Genomic DNA, 21569 nt, shown 5'->3' with positions numbered 1-21569 from the left:
GAGGGAGTTCGGCCGTCGGTGCGTCACAGCGGTCGCTGTCGGCGCCCCGTCGGGTGGGCCGAGGAGGCGGTTCCCGCCGCTGTGTCGCCGGTCGGTTCGGCGACGGCGCGTTCGTCGGCGTCCGTACCAACGCCGCCGTCGCGGTTCGATACGGTCCCTATCACGCGATTCGTTGAAGTGACGGTGCCTGCAGCCGCCTGCCGCGCTTCTAGCTCGACGCCCGTGCCGCACAGCATCGGCACGCGCGTTCGTATCGGCGGCGCTGACACTCCGCCGTCCGTCGATAAGCGCTTTCCCTCGCACCGGCGAAGCCCGACCGTGACTTCGCTATCGACGCCGGCCGCCATCTTGAACCCGGTCACCGGCGAACGGATCGCGTTTCGAGAGCGAACGGAGGCGGGGCTGCGATTCGAGTACACGCTCGAGCCCGACGGGTTCGCCGTCGGCAAGGTCGATCACGTCCACCCCGGCCAGCGGGAACGGATCGCGGTCGAAGCCGGCCGACTCGGCGTTCGAATCGGGGGCGACGAGTGGACGGCGACGCCGGGGACTCGCTTCGCGGTGCCGCCCGGCTCCGACCACACGATCTGGAACGACGGCGACGAGCCGGTTCGCACGACCATCGAACTGCGGCCCGCACTCGAGTCTCACCGGCTCTTCGAGACGCTGTTCGGGCTCGCTCGAGAGGGGAAGACCAACGGCTGGGGACTGCCGGGGCCGCTGCAACTCGCCGTGATCGCCGCCGCCTACCGCGACGAGTTCGCCCTCGCGCGCGTTCCGCTCGCGCTCCAGCGGGCGCTCGCGACGGCGACCGCTCCCGTCGGTCGGCTGGCGGGCTATCAGGCCCGCTACGATCGGTTCAGTACCGAGTAGGCGACCGCTCCTTATCCCTCCTCGATCGCGAGGGTTTTCAGAATCGATTCCTCCGTTTCGACCTCCTCGAGCGCCTCGACCGCCGCCCGCTCCTCGGCCAGCGTCGTCTCGAGCGGCTCGACGACGTCGTCGACGTAGGCCAGCCGGCCGGCGAGGGTCAGCAGCGATTCGTAGGCGCGGATCTCGAGTCGTTCGCCCGTGAGCGCGATCTCGAGGGCGCTCGGGACCGCGGGATCGCCGTCCGTCCCCGATCGGTGCTCGTGCCACGACTCGACCAGCCCGTCGATCGACCGCGTTCGACTCGCTCGCGGATGTCGACCGAGCGCCGCGAAGACGTCCTCGAGCCGGTCGATCTGGGCGTCGGTCTCCGCGCGGTGGTCGGCGAGTACCTCGCGGAGGTCGTCGGTCGGCGCCGCATCGGCCATCTCCGAGAGCAGTTCGACGTGCGTGCGTTCGGCGTAGTAGGCGTGCTGGAGCTGCAGGCCGAACAGGTCCTCGAGCGTTTCGACGTTCATGGATCGGTCGCTCCGTGTCGGTCTCCGTGCGATCGCTCCCGCCGGGAGCGATCGAGCGATTCTCGGGGCGCGTCGTCGATCGGACTCGAGGCCAGCAGCGTCTCGACGGCCTCGCCGTCGGCGATCTCCTCTACGTCCGTCCGCATCCGCCGCTCGTCGTCGTAGTTGTGCTCGAGCGCGTCGACGACGGCATCGCCAGCACCGGCCGTCTCGGCGCCTTCCTCGCCGTCCTCGAGCGCGCTGGCCAGCGCCATCGTCGTCTCGTAGGCCGTACACTCGACGGCCTCGAGCTGGAGCGTTGTCTGGATGTAGAACAGCGGTCGGAGCCCGTCGTTCAGGACGACGTTGTTGAACGCCTCCTTGTCGGCCAGCAGCCCGTCGAGGACCGGCACGGGGCGCGTCTTCGGCTCGGCGCCGAGGGCGTCGAAGGCGCGCTCGATCCGGTCGATGTGCGTCTCGGTCTCCTCGCGATGCTGATCGATGACGTACTGGAGCTGTTCGCGACACTTCAGGGCGCGTATCTCGTCGAGCGTGTCGATCGAGACGTCGGTCGACAGCGTCTCGAGGGCCGATTGCAGCTCCCGTTCGATGGCGTACAGTCGTTCGAGCTGGGCCGTCAGTGCGTCGCGTGCTGTGGTCGCTGTGGTACTCATGGGTTCTCGGTGGCTCTCGCTCGCGTCGTCGGCCCGTCAGAACGACTGCTGCATCCGCATCTGTTCGTCGGTCTCGTGGGGGCTGTCCCCGCGGTCGCTGTAACGGGGCCGCCCAACCGCGTCGCGCCGGACGCCGTTCAAGATCGCCAGTTCGAGTTCGTCGGCGGTCTCGTAGGTCTCGTGACCCGAGGTCTCGAGGATCACCCGGAGCGGCTCCGACCGGCGCGGGTAGGCGATCTCGACGTCGGCGAACTCCGTCAGAACTTCTTCGGTCGTCATTGGGAACGTCGTCTCCTCGAACAGCCGGTTCACGGCCCCGATCTCGAGCGATCTGACCTCGTCGGCGCTATCGTCGATGTGGCTCATCGGGCACTCCTACCGGCATAGGCGGCAAAGAGCTACAGCCTGCAGTCGACGACCGCCTCGCGCGCGGCGCGCTCGACCCCCGCGGCGTCGGGCGGGTCGCGCAGACGCCCGCGTTCGGCGTCCGTTCAGCGCTCGATTTCGGCGCGCAAGCCGTTCCGATTGTTCCACCTTGACTCCCCGCCCGAACCGGTTCGCGCGTTTTTCCACTCCGTAGGAATTGCAGCGCTACTTGAGGGGGTGGCGGTTCGATCACCGCTTGTCATGCACGTCTCCAGAAAGCAACTGGCCACGTTCCTCGCGGTGATCTTCGTCGCGAACCTCGTCGTGATGGGCGGCGGGGCGTGGCTCTCCTACGAGAACGAACCCGAGATACCGGAGACGATCGTCGGTCCGGACGGCGAGACCGTCGCGACCAGCGACGACGTCCAGTCCGGGAAGATGGTCTTCCAGGAGAACGGGTTGATGAACCAGGGCTCGATGCTCGGTCGCGGTAGTTACTACGACGTCGACTACACCGCCGACGCCCTCGAGTTGAAGACCGAGCACATGCGCGAGTACTACGCACAAGAGGAGCACGATACGGCCTACGAGGACCTCGAGTCGTCCGAACGGGCCGCGATCGACGCGCAGGTCCGCGAGGAACTGCAGTCGAGCGAGTACTCCGACGGCGAGACAGTCGAGTACTCCGCCGCGGAAGCCTACGCCCACGAGCAGGTGCGTCAGGACTACGTCGAGACGTACCACGAGGGCGACCGCGAGCGCGGAATTCAGGACGGGCTGATCCCGACCGAGGAGGAGGCCGAGCAGTTCGCCGACTTCGCGCTGTGGACCGCCTGGATCTCCCACACCGATCGGCCCGGTTCGGACGTCTCCTTTACGAACGACTTCCCGTACTCGCCGGCCGCGGGTAACGACGCCGGCGGCGCGGTGATGACCTGGAGCGTCATCGCGATGGTGTTGCTGGTCGCCGGCGCCGGGATCGCCATCTGGCTCTACCAGGCCGTCGAACTCCCCGAACCGGAGGCCGCGGGCGTCTCGATCCCCCACCCGAAGGAGATCGATCTCACCCCGAGCCAGCTGCTGAGCACCAGATTCGTCCTTATCGGTGCGCTGCTGTTCGTCCTCCAGACGTTCATGGGCGGGCTGCTCGCCCACTACTACGTCGAGCGCGACGACTTCTTCGGCCTCCATGAGGTCCTCGGCGTCGACATCCTCGAGTACCTCCCGTGGACGATCGCCCGAACCTGGCACGTCGATCTGGGGATCCTCTGGATCGCCACGATGTGGCTCGGCGCCGGTCTCTTCCTCGCGCCGCTGCTGACGGGCCGCGAGCCGCGCAAGCAGGCGCTGTACATCAAGGGCTTGATCGGCGCGCTGCTGGTCGTCGCCGTCGGCGGCCTCGCGGGCATCTGGCTCGGCGTCAACAACGTCTTCGACGGACAGTTGTGGTGGCTACTGGGTAACGAGGGCCTGGAGTACTTGGAGATCGGTCGCGTCTGGCAGGCCGGCCTGTTGGTCGGCTTCCTCGGCTGGACCGCGCTCGTGGCGCGGGGCTTCAAGCCCTTGCTCGATCGCGAGCCCCGCTACGGGCTCGCCCACATGATCGTCTACGCGGGCGGCTCGATCGGCCTGCTGTTCGCGGCCGGCTTTCTCTACACGCCGAAGACGAACTTCGTCATCACGGAGTTCTGGCGCTGGTGGGTCGTCCACATGTGGGTCGAGGGCGTCTTCGAGTTCTTCATCATCGTCGTCATCGCCCTCACGCTGGTCTCGATGAACCTCCTGACGAAGAAATCGGCCGAGAAGGCCGTCATCTTCCAGGCCGCGCTGGTCATGGGCAGCGGCATCATCGGCGTCTCCCACCACTACTGGTGGGCCGGCCTCCCCGAGGTCTGGCTGCCGATCGGCAGCGTCTTCTCGACGCTCGAGTTCATCCCACTCCTCTTTATCCTCTACGAGGCGCTGGGTCAGTACCGCGCGATGGACGCCGCCGGAACGGACTTCCCCTACCGGATGGCGTTCTACTTCATCGTCGCCTCGTCCGTCTGGAACTTCTTCGGGGCCGGCGTCATCGGCTTCTTCATCAACCTGCCGGTGATCAGCTACTTCGAGAGCGGAACCTACCTCACGGTCGCCCACGCCCACGGCGCGATGTTCGGTGCCTTCGGCTTCCTCGCGATGGGGATGGCCGTCTACATCCTCCGGGTGACCACCCGCGACGCACACTGGTCCGACCGACGGCTGCGCTGGTCGTTCTGGCTGTGCAACGCCGGGCTGGCGCTGATGCTGTTCCTCTCGCTGCTCCCCGTCGGCTTCCTGCAGCTCGAGACCGCGTTCACGCAGGGGTACGCCGCCTCGCGCAGCCTCGAGTTCTACAACGGCGGGCTCATCCAGACGCTGTTCTGGCTGCGCATGCCTGGCGACACCCTCCTAATCGCCGGCGCGATCGTCTTCGCCTGGGACGTCGCCGTGAAGCTCCTCTTCCAGCGGAAGCCGACCGCCGAGGAGATCCGCAGCCACGTCATCGCCGACCGAGTCTTTGGCGACGACGCCGTCGATCCCGTCGACCCGGCCAGCGACGACGATTGACGCCGCGGTCGGCGCTCTTTTCGTCCCGACGGATACCGATACCCGGACCGGGTGCCGTCGAACGGGCCGACACTGCTAACAAAACCGAACCTGATTACCAGTATATGCGCTGGCCCGTGGACGTCGATATCGTCTCCCCCGATCGAATCCCGCAGTACGTAACGGGATTCGCAGTCGCGCTGCTGCTCGTCGTGATTGTCGAAATCGGCGTCTACGCCGCACTGGGGGTCGAATTCGTTGCCACCGGGCAATTCTTCGTCGGAGTCGTCACTACCGTTCCCGCCATCGCTGGGATCGCGTTCGGCGGGTACTGGCTCCGGAATGCGGACCTCTCGCCGAGTCGCTATCCGCGAGCCGTCGGCTGGTCAGTCGGCGGACTGGTGATTTTCTCGCTCGTCAACCTTGCGCTCATCGTCACGATGCCGACCGAGTCGTGGGTGAACGTCGTCTCGTGGATCAGATGGGCCATCGTACTCGGTGCCGGCGTCGGCTTGCTGATCGGCTGTCTCGAGGGGCGAGCCATCGAACGCACCCTGGCGGCCGAACGCGCCTCGCTCCGAGCGGAGCACTTAGCGGAGCAACGGGAGTACCTCGACTACCTCAACGGCATCCTCCGCCACGAGGTGTTGAACACCGCGACGATCATCAACGGGTACGCGTCGCTGCTCCGCGAGGAAGCGGCGACGACCGACCAACAACGACGGTGGGCCGAGATCGTGATCGACGAGTCCGAGGAGATGTCGACGGTGATCGACGACGTGCGAATCCTGTTGCAGTCGACCGACGGTGAGGTGCAACTCGAGGCGGTCGACCTCTCCCGACTGCTGACCGACGAAGTGCAGAAACTGGAACACAAGTGGGGCCCCGTCGAGGTGGAGACGTCGATCCCGTCGGAGGTCTCCGTTCGGGCCGACCACCTGGTCGCTCGCGTCTTCGGGAACCTCCTCTCGAACGCGGTCGAACACAACGACGCTGCGACGCCGCGTATCTCGGTCGCGGTCGATCCCGGTCCCGAAACCGTCCGGGTCGAGATCGCGGATAACGGCCCCGGAATCCCCGACTCGACGCTCGAGACGCTCTTCGAACGCACCCAGAGTCACGGAAGCTCCCACGGGATCGGGCTGTACCTGGTTCGCCAACTCATGACCAGATACGACGGCGCGGTCGACGTGGCCGAGACAGGGCCGGACGGAACGACGTTTGCGGTCGAACTTCCGGCGGCGGCCGAGTCGCAGTCGACCGCGTCCTCGAACGCCCGCTCGACGTCGCCGCCGTAACGGTGACGAGGTCGTCCTTGAGGAGACGCCTCGTTCGTGCACTCGACACGTCCGGTCGCTACCGCGGACGTTCACGGCCGGCCGACCGCGTTGCGCCGACGGACGAGGTAGTAGCCCGCTATGATCGGCTGGAGCGGCGGCACGAACAGGCTCAGAAAGGCGATCCCGAGGTAGAGTCCCGGGTTCGGTCGCCACGAGCGGGTTCGCGTGCAGACGTAGGCCGCGTCCTGGTGGATCGCGACCGGAAACGAGCCGACGGCGACGGTTCCCGCAAGCCCGATAGCGGCCGCCAGCAGCCCCGGAATCGTGAAGACGATCGCGACGGCCGCGGCGACGAACCCGAACAGCGTCGTCGCGAGCGACACCGCCACGACGAGCCACCAGTCCGACCGTCCCGCCGGCGTCCCGAACCGTCTGTGTCGGCGCACGAGATAGGCGACGCCCGCGACCGGGGGCGAGACGAGCGCGGCGGCGGCGTTGAGCCACGGGTTCGGCGTCCAGTTCCCGCTGGCCCGCGGTCGCCGTCGAATCCGGCGTGCATCGAAGAAAATTGCGACGAACAATCCAAGCGTCAGGGCGGTGTAGCCGAACCCGCTGAGGAGCAACAATACGAACTGGAGGCCGGGAACGCCCGGCCCGGCGTCCTGTAAGACCCCGACGAGTCCGACCCCGAGGATCGGCGGAAACAGGTAGAGCAACCGCTCGACGATCCGGGCCCAATCGATCTCGTCGACGTGTGTGCTCATTTCGAGCGCGAGTCCTGTGACGCCGTCGTCGGTCGGCCGTCCGGTGCCACCGGCGGCCGGTTCTCGTCCCGCGTCACTGCTGGTCGGTCTCCCCCGCACCCCGTCGGTCGCGAGGGGAGATGGCTCAGGCTTACGCCCCGATCACAGCGCGTGCTTGTACGCCTCGAGGGTCTCCTCGACGTCGTCTTCGGTGTGGCCGTAGCTGACGAACTGGCACTCGAACTGGTTCTGCGAGAGGAAGACGCCCTGCTCTTTCATCTGGCCCCAGAAGATCCGCCGCCAGCGCTCGGTCTCGGCGTTTTTCACGTCGCCGGCGTTCTTGGGGCTGTAGTCGTAGCGCGGACAGGTCGGATCCTGCCGGCAGCCGGCCGGACACTGCTCCTCGAGGGAGTCCGGTCCGGGACCTTCGCGCGTGAAGATCACCTTGAACATGCTGTCGGTGCCGGTGACCGTATAACTTGGAGCCTGATCGGCGACGATGTCGGTCAGCCCGCGACGGAGTCGGTCGCCGAGGCCGTTGACGTGCTCGTAGACGTCGTTCTCGGCGGCGAACTTGAGGGTCTCGAGCCCGGCGGCCATCGTGACGGGGTGGCCCGAAAAGGTGCCCGCCTGGAAGACGTCGCCCGACGGCGTGAACTGTTCGACGATCTCGGCGCGGCCACCGATGGCGCCGACCGGGAAGCCGCCGCCAATGATCTTTCCGAAGGTCGTCAGGTCGGGGGTGACGCCGAACTCGCTTTGAGCGCAGCCGAGGCCGCCGACACGGAAGCCCGTGATGACCTCGTCGAAGATCAGCAGGGAGCCGTGCTCGTCGGTGATCTCACGGAGGAACTCGTGGTAGCCCTCCTCGGGGTAGACGATGCCGTAGTTGCCCAGGATGGGTTCGGTAAGGACCGCCGCGATGTCGTCGCCGTGCTCCTCGAAGACCTCGCGGACGGCGTCCTCGTCGTTGAACGGAACGGGGAGGGTGTGCTCGGCGAACGACTGCGGGATCCCGGCCGACGAGGGACGGGGGTTCTCGTGGTCGCCTTCGACCAGCGTCGACTCCTGGGCGCCGTGGTACCCCCCCTGCATGACGACGATCTTGTTCCGGCCGGTGTAGCCTCGAGCGAGCCGGACCGCCGAGGTGGTCGCCTCGGTGCCAGAGTTGACGAAACGGATCTTCTCGACGCTGGGGACGTGGCGGACGACGAACTCAGCCAGGTCGACCTCGACCTCGGTCGGGGTGCCGTACATCGGCCCCTCGCTGGTCTTCTGCTGGATACCCGCCTGGACGGGTTCCGGGAGGTCGTGGCCGAGCAGCAGCGGGCCGAGCCCCAGCACCCAGTCGATGTAGCGGTTGCCGTCGGCGTCGATGACGTGGCCGCCGTCGCCCTTCTGCACGAAGAACGGATACGGTTCGATCGCCGCACGAACCGCCGAGTTGACTCCGCCGGGCATGACCGACAGCGCCCGGTCGTACAGGTCGCGAGAGTTGTCGTCGTTCATATCCGAGCCTTGACCACGGGACGGGAAAGTAGTACCGAGGTTTCCTCGAGGACGGGACCGAAGCGGCGGCTCAGTAGTCGCCGGCCTTCCGCTCGGACTGGCGCTGCCGGATCGTGTTCGCCACGTCGGCGTAGTTCGGTACGCCCGAGAGCGACAGCGCGCTCGTTCGGCTGAATCCCTGTGGGATCACCGCGTGCGAGACGGTGACCGTTCCGAACCCCCGTCCGCGACTGAAGGCGGTTGTACTCGTCTGTAGTCCGCGAATATCTTCCATCCACGTCTCGGAGGTCGTCCTGGCGGTGAATCCCGCGATCACGACGAGCCGTCGGTCGGTGACGAGATAGCGGACCCGGTTCCGTCGATACCAGATATAGCCCGCGATCACAAGTCCCGTGACGATTCCGAGCACTCCCGCCGCTGCGCTCCCGGCCGCGAGGCCGAGCACTCCGATCAATCCAGCCAGTCCGCCGCCGACGGCGTGGCCGATCCAGTTCCACCACGTCGGCTGCGCGTCGACGAGGACCTCCTCACCCTCGAGCAACGAGATCTCTCTCCTCGATTCGGTCCGGCTCGAACGGTCCGAACTGCGGTCGGCCGTCTCGGCTTCGTCGTACGCCAACGCCGACCCGTCGCGTTTCTGACTCATTCACTCCCCGTCTCGTAGCCGCATTCAATAAGCGTACTGGCAGGTTCTCCCATTGTACCCGCCGCGTCGGCGACCGAGACTCGCGGCGTCGTCGACTCGAGCGACGGTGCCGATCGAACGGGAAACCGATCGGTCGAAAACCAGAACTCGGTGGACCCGCTCCGTCGAGAACCGTGACACGATCAAACGGTAGGGGAGTCCCACCAACGAATGGCGGTCGTCGGTATATCAGCGACGACCGGTGGCGCCCGGTTCGGAACGGGCGCCGAACTACCGATTGTCAGAGGCACCGCGGAACGTGGGTCGCGCGAGCGCGTCTCGGCGAAACGCGCGTGTGACGACCGGCGCGTCCCGAGCTCAGACGGCGTCCTGTCCGGTTTTTCCGGTCCGGACCTGGTAGGCGTCCTCGACGGGCATGACGAAGATCTTGCCGTCGCCCGGCTCGCCGGTGTTGGCGGCTTCGCCGATGGCCTCGACGACGTCCTGGGCCGGGATGTCGGCAACGACGCACTCGATCTTGACCTTCTGGTGGAGATCGACCGTGTACTCCTCGCCGCGCCACTGGCCCTTCTTGGCGGGCTGGGAGCCGCGGCCGGAGACGTTGGTGACCGTCAGCGACGGCGCGCCGATCTCGGCGAGTCCCTTCTTGACGTCGCCGAGCTTGTCGGGGCGGATGATCGCGGTGATCATCTTGAGCTCGCCGTCGTTGGGTTTGCCACCGTCAGAGCGAAGCTCTGACGAGGATCGCGACTCGTCCTCGGAACGCTTCGCGTTCCGATGTGGATCGCGCTCGCTTTGCTCGCGCTCACCGTCGAGTCGCTCACCGCCGTCAGTGCGGATGATTTTCTCGTCCGTCCCACCGTCGGTCGCGACGTCCGGCTGGCCGAACTCGGGGTAGGTGTCGACGCCGTGTTCGGAGACGTCGAGCCCGTCGCGCTCGTGTTCGGGTGTGACTCGAGCCTGACCTGCCAGCTTGAAAACGAACCAGATGAGGGCGGTCATGCCGACTGTCCAGACGGTGATGGCGACGACGCCGGTAACTTGAGCGACGAACGCTTCGGGGCGGGTGGCTCCGAGTTCGTTCATGTACTCGGTCGTGGCGACGACCGGGAACAGCAGCGTCCCGAGGACGCCGGCCGAACCGTGCACGGGGAAGACCGCACAGACGTCGTCGATACCAATGCTCTCGGTGAGTCCGAAGACGATGGGGAGTTGTGCGCCGGCGAGCGTACCGACGAGGATCGCGCCCCACCAGGTCGAGGCATCGGGGATCGCGGTGATCCCGACGAGGCCGGCGAGCAGACCGTTTGCAACGTAGAGCGTGTCAACCTTGCCAGTCTTGAGCAGCGCGACGAGGCCGGCGCCCATCGCCCCGCAGGCCATCGACAGCGTGGTGGTCAGGGCGACGCGACCGAGGATGGCCCCGTCGAAGGAGCCCTCGGTGAAGATCGCTGAGGTCCCGACGTTGAAGCCGTACCAGCCGAACGCGAGGATGAGCGTTCCGAGCACGGCGAAGGTCAGCGAGTGACCGGGAATGACGTTGACGCTCCCGTCGTCGTTGTACCGGTCCATGCGCGGTCCGAGGATCCACGCGGCGGTGAGTCCGGCGATGCCGCCCATGCCGTGGACGATCATCCCGCCCGCGAAGTCGGAGAACGGCGTGCCGACTATCGACTCGATGTGGCCGCCGGCCCAAGTCATCCCGGTGACGACCGGGTAGATGACCGCGGCCAACAGGAAGGTGTACGTAACGTACGCGCGGAGTTTCGCACGGCCGGCGACGGCCCCGGAAACGATGGTTGCCGCCGTCATCGCGAAGACGGCGCCATACAACCAGTCCATCCAGCTGACGGCCTCGGCGTTGAACTGGAACGCGAAGCCGTTGCCGGCCACGAGTCCCTCAACGGTCGATCCGATCAGGAAGAACACCGTCACGCCGACCGACCAGGTCAGCAAGTTTTTCGTCAGCTGGTTGGCGACGTTCTTCGAGCGCACCTGCCCCGCCTCGAGCATGGCGAAGCCGGCGTGCATGAAGAAGATCAGGAAGGTGGCAACCAGGATCCACGTGTAGTTGATCGCCTCCATCAGCATCTCGACTTCTTCCCCGCTCTGCAGGAGCGTCGGCTCCATCAGGCGACCACCCCGGTTTCACTCGTTCCCCCATCGATGCGTTGTAGACGTTTGTCCATGTCTGAATCGTTCGACACCATGGTTGTCTGCTTAATCACGTACGATCACGACGTACCATCTCCATATAAGGATTAGCGTTTAAGAACGTCTGATAATGGGGGCGTAATAGGGCCATACGGCCAAATCTAGAGGAGATTTAATGTGTATAAGGCTATTCGATCTTGCGGATTTTTCGAATCATGGTTATCTATTCGATCTTTGTAACCCAGAAAAACCCAGTCAGCGTCGGGCGCCGCTCGCGAGCGGCCGATATCGCGGCTCGAGTGAGCGGGCGTCGCTCGCGCGCGGAAGATGTTGCCACCTGTGCGACGGAGAGAGCACTGACTGGACGTTCGTCCGAATGCTGAGCCCCAGCGGTCGGATCCGACGATCCTTACCTCGAATCAGTCGCGATCGGGTAATCGTCGGTTATCAAGTTGACACGAAATCGACGCGACCGCCTACCGGCCGGCGGGTAATCGTCGCGCCACGTCCTCCGCGAAGTAGGTCAGAATCAGATCCGCACCAGCGCGTTTGATCGACAGTAGCGACTCGAGGGCCACTTCCTCTAAGTCCAGCCAGCCCTTCTCGGCGGCGGCGTGGAGCATCGCGTACTCGCCGGAGACGTTGTAGGCGGCGACGGGATGGTCGAACTCCCGGCGCACCGCGCTGACGATGTCGAGGTAGGGCAACGCGGGCTTGACCATCATGACGTCGGCGCCCTGTTCGGCGTCCAGTCGAACCTCCCGCAGCGCCTCGCGGGTGTTCGCGGGATCCATCTGGTAGTGGCGCCGGTTGCCGAAGGAGGGCGCGCCGTCGGCGGCGTCCCGGAAGGGGCCGTAGAAGGCGCTCTCGTACTTGGCCGCGTAGCTCATGATCGGAACGTGTTCGTACCCCGCGCCGTCGAGGGCCTCGCGGATCGCTCCGACCATGCCGTCCATCATGCCGCTGGGTGCGACCATGTCCGCACCCGCACGGGCGTGTGAGGTAACGATCTTCTCGAGCGCCTCGAGGGTCGCGTCGTTGTCCACGGTCAGCGTCGGCTCGCAGCCGGGGCTGTCCTCGGCGACGCCGCCTTCGCTCCGGAGCTCCTCCTCGAGGGGGCCGCAGTGGCCGTGGTCGGTGTACTCGCAGAGACAGACGTCGGTGATGACGTAGGCGTCGGTCTCGCTCGTGATCCGGCGCAGCGCCTCCTGAATGACGCCGTCCTCGGCCCAGGCGCGCGTCCCTTCGGGATCCTTCAATTCCGGGATGCCGAACAGCATGACCGCTTCGACGCCCGTCTCGAGGACGTCCTCGACGCGGGCGACGGCCTCGTCGATCGGCACCCGCTCGTGGCCCGGCATCGACTCGATCGGCACCCGCTCGTCAGTCGTCGCGTCGACGAACACCGGCGCGATCAGATCAGTCGGCTCGAGGCTCGTCTCGCTGACGAGACCGCGCACCCGATCCTGTCGGAGTCGCCGCGGACGATGTGTGAGATCCATATCCGTCTCTTCGGCGGCAGTCGCAAAAGAATCACGCTCGCGGCCCGCCGCGGCTCGAGTTGGGGTCGTTTAGCCGCGAACTGAGGAGGCCCGACTCGAGGCGTCGACTGCCGGTAGCAACACCGACATGGGGCGGGACCGGTGATTCTCGAACGTCGCGTCGTTTTCGTCCCGGCTGCCGAGCGACGAGCCCCGACGACCGCGCCGAAACGCGACCCGACTTCGATTCATGCGCTGGCGATACAACGAAACCGTCCTGGCGGCGTGTACGCTCGCCTTTCTGGCGACGATGGCCGCCCGGCTGGTCATCAGTCCGGTCGTCCCCCAGATCACCGCCGCCTTCGGCGTCTCGAACGCCGTCATCGGGCTCGCGCTGACGGGAATGTGGATGGCCTACTTCCTCGCGCAGTTCCCAAGCGGCGTCCTCGCCGACAGGTACGGCGAACGGCGCATCATTCTGATCGCGGTCGGCGGGACGGCGATCGCGAGCGCGCTTCTCGCGTTCGCACCGCTGTTCCCGCTGTTCGTGCTCTGCGTTATCGCGCTCGGGTTCGTCGCCGGCCTCCACTACAGCGTCGCCACGTCGCTGCTGACTCGGACCTACGACGAGATCGGCGCCGCGATCGGCGTCCACAACAGCGGCGGCCCCGTCGCGGGACTCGTCGTGCCGCCGGTGGCCGCCTGGATCGGTGTCCGCTACGGCTGGCGGGCCGCGATCGCCGTCGGCGTCGTCGTGGCCGTCCCGATCTTCTTCTTGTTCATCCGCACGGTCCGACCGATCGACCCCCAGCGCCCCGACCAGCCGATGGCCGAACGGTTCGAACTCGAGCCGCTGGTGGAACTGCTCGGGCGGCCGAAGATCGCCTTCACCGTCGCGCTGGCCGTACTGGGGGATTTCGTCTGGCAGGCCGTCGCCTCGTTCCTGCCGACGTTCCTCGTCGCGTATCGCGGCCAGTCGGCGACGACGGCGAGCCTCGTGTTCGGCGGGTACTTCCTCGTCCAGGGGATTACTGGCGTCGGGGTGGGCGCGGCGTCGGATCGCTACGGTCGCGACGTCGCCACGGCGGGCTGTATGTTCCTCGCCGTCGCCGGCATCGCGGTGCTGTTGGCGGTTCCGGGGCTCCCCGCCGTCGCGGGCGCGGTCGTCCTCCTCGGGATCGGGCTCGGCTGGGGCGGAGCGTTGCTTCCTCGGTTTATGGACCACCTCTCGGCGGCGGAGCGAAGTGCGGGCTTCGGGCTCGTCCGCACCGTCTACGGCTTCGTCGGTGCGCTCGGGTCGGTCGTCACGGGTACGCTGGCCGATCTCTTCGGCTGGGGCGTCTCCTTCGGCTTCCTCGCCGCGTTGCTCGCGCTCGTCTTCGTCGCTCTGGCGGTCAATCGTACGTTCTCCCTGGGCTACTGAGATACCGGGTGTACGATTCGTGCTCCAGTTAAGGCCCAGGCTGTTGTTACGGCTGGAGTACCCGAGACCGTACTCTCCGTGAACTCACGCGTCGCTTATACACTTTCCCGGCGAAATAGCGCGTATGGGAGCACGGCCACGACGGAAGGGGGCGGCGCAGTGTACGAACTGTGGCAGGACGATGGCCGTCTGGTTTTCGGACGGCGACGACGAGGTCCGTCCCATCGGAAGCGCGAACGGCTGTCCCTGTGGCGAGAGTTCGTTTCGCGTGTTCGAGTGACCGTCACATGACGGGACGGCGTTGGCAAGCCACGTTTTTTCCCTGTTTCTCAGTGATAATCGTACGTGTCCAACGCTGAGGAAGCGGTTATGGCCCTCGAGGAACTGGGGCTGACCGAATACGAAGCGCGGTGTTTCGTCGCCCTCACGCGGGTTTCCAAGGGGACCGCCAAGGAGGTGAGCCAGGTCGCAGACATTCCCCGGTCGCGGGTGTACGACACCATCGAGCGCCTCGACCGGAAGGGGCTCGTCAACGTCCAGCAGACCGAGCCCCGCGAGTACAAGGCCGTCTCCGTCGAGACGGCCTGCCGGCGCATCCGCGAAGACTACGACTCCCGGATCAACGCCGCCGAGAACGCGCTCGGGAACCTCAAGATGCCGGAATCGGACGACGACGAGGGGATGTGGGCGATCACCCAGAACGAACACGTCACCGACCGCGTCGTCACGTTCCTCGAGGACGCCGACGGCACGGTTCACTACCTCGTGCCGGCGCCCGAGGTAGCCGAAACGCGGATCATCGAGGCGCTGGCGTCGGCCGCCGACCGCGGCGTCAACGTCCACATCGAAGTGCCGACCGAGGACGAGCACGAGGAGTTCGCCGATGCGGTCCCGGGTGCCGACGTCGCGGTCTCGCCCGATATCGCGACGACCCACGAAATCCACTCGGAGTGGCCCGGCCAGTTGCTCATGGTCGACCAGGAATCGATCGTCGCGACCGGGATCAAGGAGAGCGACCTCCCCGACGTGACCCAGCAGGTGGCGGTCTGGACCTACGGTCACGATCACGGCTTCGCCGTCTGGATGCGCGAACTGCTCGACGACCGCCTCGAGATCCGCCACGAGGATCGCTCGCTCAAGGAGTGAGCCGACGGTTCCCCGCTTTGAGGTGCCCGCTGTCGGTCAACGAGTATATATCTTTAAGGCTGTGCCGCCGCTAGCGATGTTAGCAATGGCCATAGATCCGCAGTTTCACGAGAACCGCGACCAAGTCGACGAACACGAGGGCCACTCTGTCTGGGGCCCCGTCGACGAACCCGAAGAACTCGGCATCCACGGGACGCACGTCGCGGTCGACTTCGACCTCTGTATTGCCGACGGCGCCTGCCTCGAAGACTGCCCCGTCGACGTCTTCGAGTGGGTCGAAACGCCCGGCCATCCGGAAAGCGAAGAGAAGGCCGACCCCGCAAACGAGGCCCAGTGTATCGATTGTATGCTCTGTGTCGACGTCTGTCCGGTCGACGCGATCGACGTCGACGCGGGACGCTAGGCTAGGTGTGACCTGCTACTCGGCGCGATCGACGTCCACTTTCTCCTTGAGCGTCTCGAGGCCGTCGGCTTCCGCGAGCTCTTGCAAGCGTTCGCGGAAGTGTTCCTCACAGAGACCGACTTTGAGACCGTCCGATTCGGCGGCGAACGCGGCCTCGCGGTCACAGTAGTGGCAGTTCATAGATGCCCTTTGGGACCACGATGCATTGAACCCTCCGCTATCGGCTAAGGTTGTCTCACGAATCGGCGATCGCCGTCGCCTCGTACTCGCGTCGCGACAGTCCCTCGACGCCGAGTTCGGTCTCATGGGCGTCGCTTCCACCCGTCACTAGCAGGTCGTTGCGTTCGACCGCCCGCTTCACGACGTCCAAATTGACGTCGTCGCGCCCGTACGGATAGTGGAGTTCGACGGCCTCGAGGTCGGGGTCGGCGGTCAGTCCGAGCGCCGCTTCGGGATCGCGATACCGGAGCGGGTGGGCCAGCGAGACGAGCCGACTGGCGCCGGATAGCGCCGCCAGCCCGCGCTCGAACGACGGGACGTCTCGAGCCACGTAGCAGGGGTCGCCGTAGCCGATGAGTTCGTCGAAGGCGTCCTGATAGCCGTACTCGACGTCGGGATGGGCCTCGATCGCCCGGGCGACGTGGGGCCGTCCGAACCCCTCGTCGACTGTCACGCCGAGATCGACCCCCAGCCGGGTCTCCACGCAGTCGACGATCGTCCGCCCTCGCTCGATGCGATTTCGCTGGATCTGCTCGACGATCCCTTCGAGTTCCGGGGTCTGCTCGACCCCGTACCCGAGCAGATCGACCCGCTCGCCGTGGGGCGTCTCGACTCGGAGTTCGATCCCGTTGACGAGCGTCACGCCGTCGCGCTCGACCACCGGCGCGTCGAACGGCTGGAGCCGATCGTGGTCGGTCACCGCGACCACTTCGACACCCCCGTAACGGGCGGCGTCGGGGATCGACTCGAGATCGAGACTCCCGTCTGAGCGCGTTGTGTGGACGTGCAGATCGGCGTAGGGCATCTACTCGAGGTGAGGTTTGCCGGTCGTAAAGACGTTTCTCCGCGCCTGCTTCCGGCATTTGTCCCGCTGCCACAGCCACATATTAGGTGTATAAGGAATCAAGTGCTACTAGGAAACATGGATGGACAATGTTTATAATTATCGTTCACGGAGGATAGGGTGTAATGTTGCTCAACGGCACCGGCGAGGTCATCGACGACCACGAGTATCCCGCCACCACCGAGGAACTGATCGAAAACTACGGCGATCGAACCCTCGAACTCCCGAACGGGTCCGAGACGGTCGGCGATGTACTCGCCCGCCTCGAGTCGGAGACCTTCGAATATCCCGAGGAGGCGCGCTTCGCCGTCTACTCCGCGGTCAGCGACAAGGCCGTCGGCCGTGTCGGCTACAGCGACCGCGACCCGACGCCAACCGGCAGCCCGTACTCGCCGGACGCGGTTTCCTTCTAAACCGAACTTTTTCCGCCTCGGGTTCGCCGCAGGCGAACCGCTCGCCGCAAAAACTTCGATGAAAAAGGCCGAGCCCTCGCCACGCTCGCGCTCGGTACGACTACTTGTGTTTACCGCAGGCGGAGTTGTCGCCGCTAGCAACCGGGAGCGAACGACGGGAGCGAGCGGGCCGACGACTGATGTGAGCGAGCAGCGCGAGCGAACGGAAGGAGGAGTGCTTTTGTACTAAATTTTGCCGAGGGCCGCCTTCGGCGGCCCGTGGTTCGAAAGGCGCTTCGCGCCTTTCGTCATCACGAGAGAGCTTCGCTCTCTCGAACGACAGAGCAAAATTTAGTTGAACGTGTCGATGACCGGGATGCCCTCAGTCTCGTAGTCGGTCATCGCCGCGAGTTTGTCGGTGACGTCCTCGAGGCCGATCGTCTCGGAGACGACGTCTGCGGGTCGGAGTTTGCCGGTCGCGACCATCCGGAAAATCTCGTCGTACCGGGTCGGCGGCATCCCGAGCGAGCCGATGAACTCGATCTCTTGCATGACCATCGCGTCGGACGGAACGGTGATCATACCCTGTTCGTCCTGCGTGGTCAGGCCGACTTGGAGGTGCTGGCCGCGGTTACCGAGGCTCTGGACGGAGTTCTGGGAGGTCGTCTCGATGCCCAGGGCGTCCATCGAGACGTTGGCGCCCCCGTCGGCGATCGCCTTGACTTCGGCCGGGACGTCGTCAACGTCGCCGGCGTTGACGGTTTCGACGGCGCCCAGTTCCTGCGCTTTCTCGAGTTTCTCGCCCTTGAGATCGACGGCGATCACGTTGGCGCCGAGGGCGTCGGCGATGTGGACCGCCGAGAGGCCGACGCCCCCGACGCCGTGGACCGACACCCAGTCGCCCGCGCTCACGTCGGCCCGGTGGGCCAGCGCGTGGAACGACGTCATGAACCGACAGCCCAGTCCGGCCATGTCGACCGACGAGACGCCGTCGGGGAGTTCGACGAGGTTGTGGTCGGCCGCGGGGACGTGTACCTGTTCGGCGAACGCACCCTGTACGGGTTCGACGAAGCCAAGCGGCATCACGTTCTCGCAGGTGTTCGAGTGGCCTCGGCGACACTCGTGGCAGGTTCCGTCGCCGAGGTTGAATGGAACAGCGACGTGGTCTCCTTCCGAGACATTCGTCACCTCGTCGCCGACGGCCACGACGCGGCCCGCGGGCTCGTGGCCCAGAATTTGTCCCGGTTTCGTCTCGAGGCCCAGCCACCCCCAGTCGCCCTGCCAACCGTGCCAGTCGCTCCGGCAGACGCCGCAGGCTTCGACGTCGACGACGGCGCCCTTCGGATCCGGATCCGGCGCGTCGACGTCTTCGATCGAGAGCGGTTCGCCGTGTTCCTCGAGGACTGCTGCGCGCATGAATCTGGGTGATGCTACCGCACCACATATGTGTGCGCATCGTTCGCACGTAGAGAAGGTCGGCACGCTTCCGTCTCGAGAGCAGTCCGCCGTTTCGTTTCCGTCACTCACCGCGAGCGGGAGCGATCAGTTCAGGAGATCGATCGCGCCCGCCAGATCGAGTGGGACCCGGCCCTTCGTGTACCCCTCGGCGCGGCCGTCGGGCCGGACGCGGTAGACGACGGCCGGCCGGTGGCGCACGTCGGGCTGTTCGGCGCGAACGGCGTTCCAGGCGTCGTCGCGGAAACTCGAGCAATCGACGAACAGCACGGCGCCGCCGCCGTGTTCGGCCAGTTGGCCGTTGGTCTTGGTCTCGGCGGTGTCGCGGACGGCGGCGACGGGACCAGCCGCTGCACGGTTGATCGGCGGCTGGGGTCGGGTCACCTCGATGAGGACGTTAGTCTGCTCGTCCTCGGCGCGGAAATCCAGCGAGTGTCCGGTCGTGACCTCGATCTCGGGTTCGACGGCGTAGCCGGCGTCCGTGAGGATCTTCGCGGCGATGAACTCGGCCATCGCGGCGCTCATGCGAACGCGATCGACGTGGTCGCTGGTCCCCAGTTTCCCCGACATGACGTGTCGGTACTCGTCTAAGACGCCGGTCCGGAGCAACTCTTCGAAGAATTCAGTCGTCTCGCGCCGCCCGGCGTCGGGGAAGCCGGCGGCGTGTTCGCGGAAGAACGCTCGTGTCGACTCGCGGCCGTCCTTGGACATGAAGACGGGGAGGAAAAACCACGAGAGATGGGGATAGTCGGCTAGCCACGGATCCTCCTCGTGGAGCGTCGAGAGCAGTTCCCGCTGGGTCCACCGCGAGACGTGATAGGGGACTTTCCGCCAGCCGAACTTGTCGGTCTTCCACAGCGACGAGGGCGTCTCGGTGTTACCCATCCAGTAGGCCTCCTCGCCGTTTCGCGCGAATAGCGCGACATCGCCGTTTTGCATCTCGAAACGGTGCGTCTCCCAGTCGGCGCCGATGTCGAACCGCGGCGCCACTGCGCGGGCCCCGATGTTCGACCGGAGCGGCTGGAGGATCTCGTGTCGGACCCTCTCCTCGTTCCAGGAGGCGGGCGAATACCGAAAGCGAAGCGGCCGTGCCACGTTCTCACTACGCCGTCGTGGTGCATACGTGTTACGTGTCGGATCGATATGAGGGACCGTTACATTAATGATCGAGACTCGCCTACATGTGTATACCTACCATGTCAATGGGTGCCTATGACGAAGACGAACACGAGCGACGCGAGCAGCAGGCGTCCAGAGTCGACGCCGATTTCGACGACGAGCGGACGATCTACCACGGCGAAGTCGAGTACGACTCCGGCGAGTCGGCCGAAGCGCTACTCGACCAGTTCGAGCAGATGAAATCGGAATAGTGCGGCCTGCACTCCGCCGCTTTCCTTCCGTCGGAATCTCGCCGTCACGTCGGTAGCGATGCGTCCGGATTCGGACTGATCCAGCAGTTCGATGGAATCACCGACCGCTCACTCGAGGGCGTCCCAGCCCGGCGTTCCGGGCGCGCCGCGGTCGTCCTCGATCTCAGTAGCGACGTCGGGGTCGGGAACTGTCCAGTCCGCCGCCGCTCGTCGCCGGTGCCACTCCCGGATCGCCGGCCCGACCCACGACTTGGCGCGGTCCCGCTCCGAGTCGGGGGCGTCGTCGCTCCGGTCGTCACCTGCGTCGCGGTCGTCGCTCGAGTCACGACGATCACCCGTCGCACCGTCCGCCGCGGCCTCGAGCGCTCGCTCCTTGCCCAACTCGTAGTGGTAGTCGGACGTCGCGAGTGTGCCGGGGCTCGAGGCCGCGGCGACGGCCAGACACTCCGCGCGGTCGGCGGCCGTCAGCGTTCCTGCGGCGGTCCGCTCGACGATTCCCTCGAGGTCCTCGGGTCGGGGATGGGCGAACAGTTTCGTGCCGAGCGCCTGCGATCCCAGCAACAGGCCGTCGAGATCCGCGTCGACGTCCGCCTCGAGTAGACGCTCGCCGCCGAACGCGGCTTCGACGCGCTCGCACTCGGTCTCCTGCTCGAGCGCAAGGTTGTGCGCCGGATAGGCGCCGCACTCGTCGGGAAAGCGGTCGCCGTCGTGGATGCGACACTGCAGCGTCTTCGGATCAAGGAAGACACAGGTCGGGAGCCACGTCGGTACCTCGCGGTCGAAGGGGGCGACCGGTTTGGGCGGCTTCCGGAGACCGACGAAGAAGACCGGCCGACCGGCGACGGCGGCGACGCTACGGCCGTCGATCTCGACGCCCTCGCCTTCGTCGCGAGCGCGCCAGAACCGCGGCGTTAGCGCTGCGGCCATCCCTGCCTCGAGGAACCCGCGGACCTCGTCGCGGGTGAGGGCGACGAAGTTGGCGTCGTCGTCGATGGGCGGCCGACCGTCGCCCTCGCTATCGTCGAACGGCCGGTGCCGTCGCCCGCTCGCTGCCCCGGCGGCGTCGGTCGCTCCCTCGCCGTCCTCGAGCAGCGGTCGCCAGTCCATGCAACAGCCCGCACAGCCCTCGCAGTGGACCTCCATACGCGGCGGTAGCACGGGGGCACGTAAAACCCATCTGGCGCGGGAGAACGACTTTCAGCGCACGGCGCACAGTTTCGGGTATGGCACGGAACACCTGCGACGGCTGCGGACGAGCGGTCTCGGTCGCCGGCGGCATCGTCAACCTCTGGACGTTCGGAGAGAACGACGGCAGCGACGGAACCGCGATGACCCTCGAGTTGGCCGACGGGTCGGAACACCTGCTGTGCTACCCCTGTATCGAGGCCCTGCCCGACGAACCGACGGCCGACGACGTGGAGCGGCTCGAGCAGGTCGACGCGGAGACCTCACAGCTCGGCGTCCAGTGACCAAAAAATCGGGTTAGCGCGATCGGCTGACGGGTGGACCGCCGTCGCGAGCGCGACGCG

At 66.1% G+C, this 21569-nt stretch carries 24 protein-coding genes; 10 read left to right on the top strand and 14 right to left on the bottom strand.

Translation table 11 applies throughout. From position 1 onward, the window contains the following. Positions 1 to 23: 23 nt before the first annotated feature. Positions 24 to 164: a hypothetical protein gene (locus EH209_RS24165; protein WP_164722064.1), complete on the bottom strand. Its 141-nt coding sequence runs from the start codon at positions 162 to 164 to the stop codon at positions 24 to 26. A 154-nt stretch (positions 165 to 318) separates the two neighbouring features. On the opposite strand from EH209_RS24165, the gene EH209_RS16140 reads away from it, so the two are divergent. Then, positions 319 to 873 (top strand): cupin domain-containing protein, encoded by a 555-nt coding sequence (locus EH209_RS16140; protein ID WP_126663887.1) that lies wholly within the window; start codon positions 319 to 321, stop codon positions 871 to 873. An 11-nt stretch (positions 874 to 884) separates the two neighbouring features. On the opposite strand, the gene EH209_RS16135 is transcribed toward EH209_RS16140, so the two are convergent. The 3 genes from EH209_RS16135 to EH209_RS16125 are packed head-to-tail and all read right to left on the bottom strand — an operon-like array spanning position 885 to position 2407. Then, positions 885 to 1388, bottom strand: coding sequence for a YciE/YciF ferroxidase family protein (locus EH209_RS16135; RefSeq protein WP_126663886.1), 504 nt, complete (start codon positions 1386 to 1388; stop codon positions 885 to 887). Then, positions 1385 to 2041: a YciE/YciF ferroxidase family protein gene (locus EH209_RS16130; RefSeq protein WP_126663885.1), complete on the bottom strand. Its 657-nt coding sequence runs from the start codon at positions 2039 to 2041 to the stop codon at positions 1385 to 1387. The genes EH209_RS16135 and EH209_RS16130 overlap by 4 nt, the downstream gene beginning before the upstream one ends. A 36-nt stretch (positions 2042 to 2077) precedes the next feature. Further along, positions 2078 to 2407 carry a DUF5789 family protein gene (locus tag EH209_RS16125; RefSeq protein WP_126663884.1) on the bottom strand — a complete coding sequence of 110 codons (330 nt, stop codon included), beginning with the start codon at positions 2405 to 2407 and terminating at the stop codon, positions 2078 to 2080. 261 nt (positions 2408 to 2668) lie between these two features. On the opposite strand from EH209_RS16125, the gene EH209_RS16120 reads away from it, so the two are divergent. After that, positions 2669 to 4996, top strand: coding sequence for a nitric-oxide reductase large subunit (locus EH209_RS16120; protein WP_126663883.1), 2328 nt, complete (start codon positions 2669 to 2671; stop codon positions 4994 to 4996). A gap of 104 nt (positions 4997 to 5100) precedes the next feature. Then, positions 5101 to 6273, top strand: coding sequence for a sensor histidine kinase (locus EH209_RS16115; protein ID WP_126663882.1), 1173 nt, complete (start codon positions 5101 to 5103; stop codon positions 6271 to 6273). Positions 6274 to 6344: 71 nt separating this feature from the next. Here EH209_RS16115 and EH209_RS16110 read toward each other — a convergent pair whose 3' ends face one another. The 5 genes from EH209_RS16110 to hemB form a co-directional block, all read right to left on the bottom strand. Beyond that, positions 6345 to 7019, bottom strand: coding sequence for a hypothetical protein (locus tag EH209_RS16110; protein ID WP_126663881.1), 675 nt, complete (start codon positions 7017 to 7019; stop codon positions 6345 to 6347). Between the two features lie 141 nt (positions 7020 to 7160). Further along, positions 7161 to 8507 (bottom strand): glutamate-1-semialdehyde 2,1-aminomutase, encoded by a 1347-nt coding sequence (gene hemL / locus EH209_RS16105; protein ID WP_126663880.1) that lies wholly within the window; start codon positions 8505 to 8507, stop codon positions 7161 to 7163. A gap of 70 nt (positions 8508 to 8577) precedes the next feature. Next, a complete protein-coding gene (locus EH209_RS16100) occupies positions 8578 to 9153 on the bottom strand; it encodes a PH domain-containing protein (protein ID WP_126663879.1) in 576 nt (191 codons plus the stop codon). A 357-nt stretch (positions 9154 to 9510) separates the two neighbouring features. Further along, positions 9511 to 11283: an ammonium transporter gene (locus EH209_RS16095; protein ID WP_126663878.1), complete on the bottom strand. Its 1773-nt coding sequence runs from the start codon at positions 11281 to 11283 to the stop codon at positions 9511 to 9513. Positions 11284 to 11783: 500 nt separating this feature from the next. Further along, complete coding sequence (hemB, locus tag EH209_RS16090) at positions 11784 to 12809, bottom strand: porphobilinogen synthase (RefSeq protein WP_126663877.1); 1026 nt, start codon at positions 12807 to 12809, stop codon at positions 11784 to 11786. 229 nt (positions 12810 to 13038) lie between these two features. Between hemB and EH209_RS16085 the strand changes: the two genes are divergently transcribed. From EH209_RS16085 to EH209_RS16075, 4 genes are all read left to right on the top strand, one after another. Further along, positions 13039 to 14211: an MFS transporter gene (locus EH209_RS16085; RefSeq protein WP_126663876.1), complete on the top strand. Its 1173-nt coding sequence runs from the start codon at positions 13039 to 13041 to the stop codon at positions 14209 to 14211. A 124-nt stretch (positions 14212 to 14335) separates the two neighbouring features. Then, complete coding sequence (locus tag EH209_RS24160) at positions 14336 to 14491, top strand: hypothetical protein (RefSeq protein ID WP_164722054.1); 156 nt, start codon at positions 14336 to 14338, stop codon at positions 14489 to 14491. Between the two features lie 89 nt (positions 14492 to 14580). Further along, positions 14581 to 15357: a TrmB family transcriptional regulator gene (locus EH209_RS16080; RefSeq protein ID WP_126664251.1), complete on the top strand. Its 777-nt coding sequence runs from the start codon at positions 14581 to 14583 to the stop codon at positions 15355 to 15357. Between the two features lie 85 nt (positions 15358 to 15442). Beyond that, positions 15443 to 15760: a 4Fe-4S dicluster domain-containing protein gene (locus EH209_RS16075; RefSeq protein ID WP_126663875.1), complete on the top strand. Its 318-nt coding sequence runs from the start codon at positions 15443 to 15445 to the stop codon at positions 15758 to 15760. 15 nt (positions 15761 to 15775) lie between these two features. On the opposite strand, the gene EH209_RS24155 is transcribed toward EH209_RS16075, so the two are convergent. Then, complete coding sequence (locus tag EH209_RS24155) at positions 15776 to 15940, bottom strand: DUF6757 family protein (protein ID WP_008893031.1); 165 nt, start codon at positions 15938 to 15940, stop codon at positions 15776 to 15778. Positions 15941 to 15995: 55 nt separating this feature from the next. Further along, the gene (locus EH209_RS16070; protein ID WP_126663874.1) at positions 15996 to 16784 is read right to left on the bottom strand and encodes a PHP domain-containing protein; all 789 of its coding nucleotides are present in this window, start codon (positions 16782 to 16784) and stop codon (positions 15996 to 15998) included. Between the two features lie 164 nt (positions 16785 to 16948). On the opposite strand from EH209_RS16070, the gene EH209_RS16065 reads away from it, so the two are divergent. Further along, on the top strand, positions 16949 to 17236 hold the full coding sequence (locus tag EH209_RS16065; protein WP_008893029.1) for a DUF5789 family protein: 288 nt from the start codon (positions 16949 to 16951) through the stop codon (positions 17234 to 17236). Positions 17237 to 17566: 330 nt separating this feature from the next. On the opposite strand, the gene EH209_RS16060 is transcribed toward EH209_RS16065, so the two are convergent. Further along, the gene (locus tag EH209_RS16060) at positions 17567 to 18631 is read right to left on the bottom strand and encodes a zinc-dependent alcohol dehydrogenase family protein (protein WP_126663873.1); all 1065 of its coding nucleotides are present in this window, start codon (positions 18629 to 18631) and stop codon (positions 17567 to 17569) included. Positions 18632 to 18757: 126 nt separating this feature from the next. After that, entirely contained in the window at positions 18758 to 19765 is a 1008-nt protein-coding gene (locus tag EH209_RS16055; RefSeq protein WP_126663872.1) for a DUF5784 family protein, read from the bottom strand. 101 nt (positions 19766 to 19866) lie between these two features. On the opposite strand from EH209_RS16055, the gene EH209_RS24150 reads away from it, so the two are divergent. Next, entirely contained in the window at positions 19867 to 20040 is a 174-nt protein-coding gene (locus tag EH209_RS24150) for a DUF5786 family protein (RefSeq protein WP_164722063.1), read from the top strand. A 108-nt stretch (positions 20041 to 20148) separates the two neighbouring features. Here the strand turns inward: EH209_RS24150 and EH209_RS16050 are convergent, their stop codons facing one another. Further along, entirely contained in the window at positions 20149 to 21183 is a 1035-nt protein-coding gene (locus EH209_RS16050; protein WP_126663871.1) for a YkgJ family cysteine cluster protein, read from the bottom strand. An 80-nt stretch (positions 21184 to 21263) separates the two neighbouring features. On the opposite strand from EH209_RS16050, the gene EH209_RS16045 reads away from it, so the two are divergent. Beyond that, on the top strand, positions 21264 to 21509 hold the full coding sequence (locus EH209_RS16045; protein ID WP_126663870.1) for a DUF7561 family protein: 246 nt from the start codon (positions 21264 to 21266) through the stop codon (positions 21507 to 21509). Positions 21510 to 21569: the final 60 nt, after the last annotated feature.

The sequence above is a fragment of the Haloterrigena salifodinae genome, from assembly GCF_003977755.1.
Lineage (GTDB): Archaea > Halobacteriota > Halobacteria > Halobacteriales > Natrialbaceae > Haloterrigena > Haloterrigena salifodinae.
The sequence above is the reverse complement of the archived record's forward strand: the minus strand, read 5'-3'. Positions and strand labels throughout refer to the sequence as shown.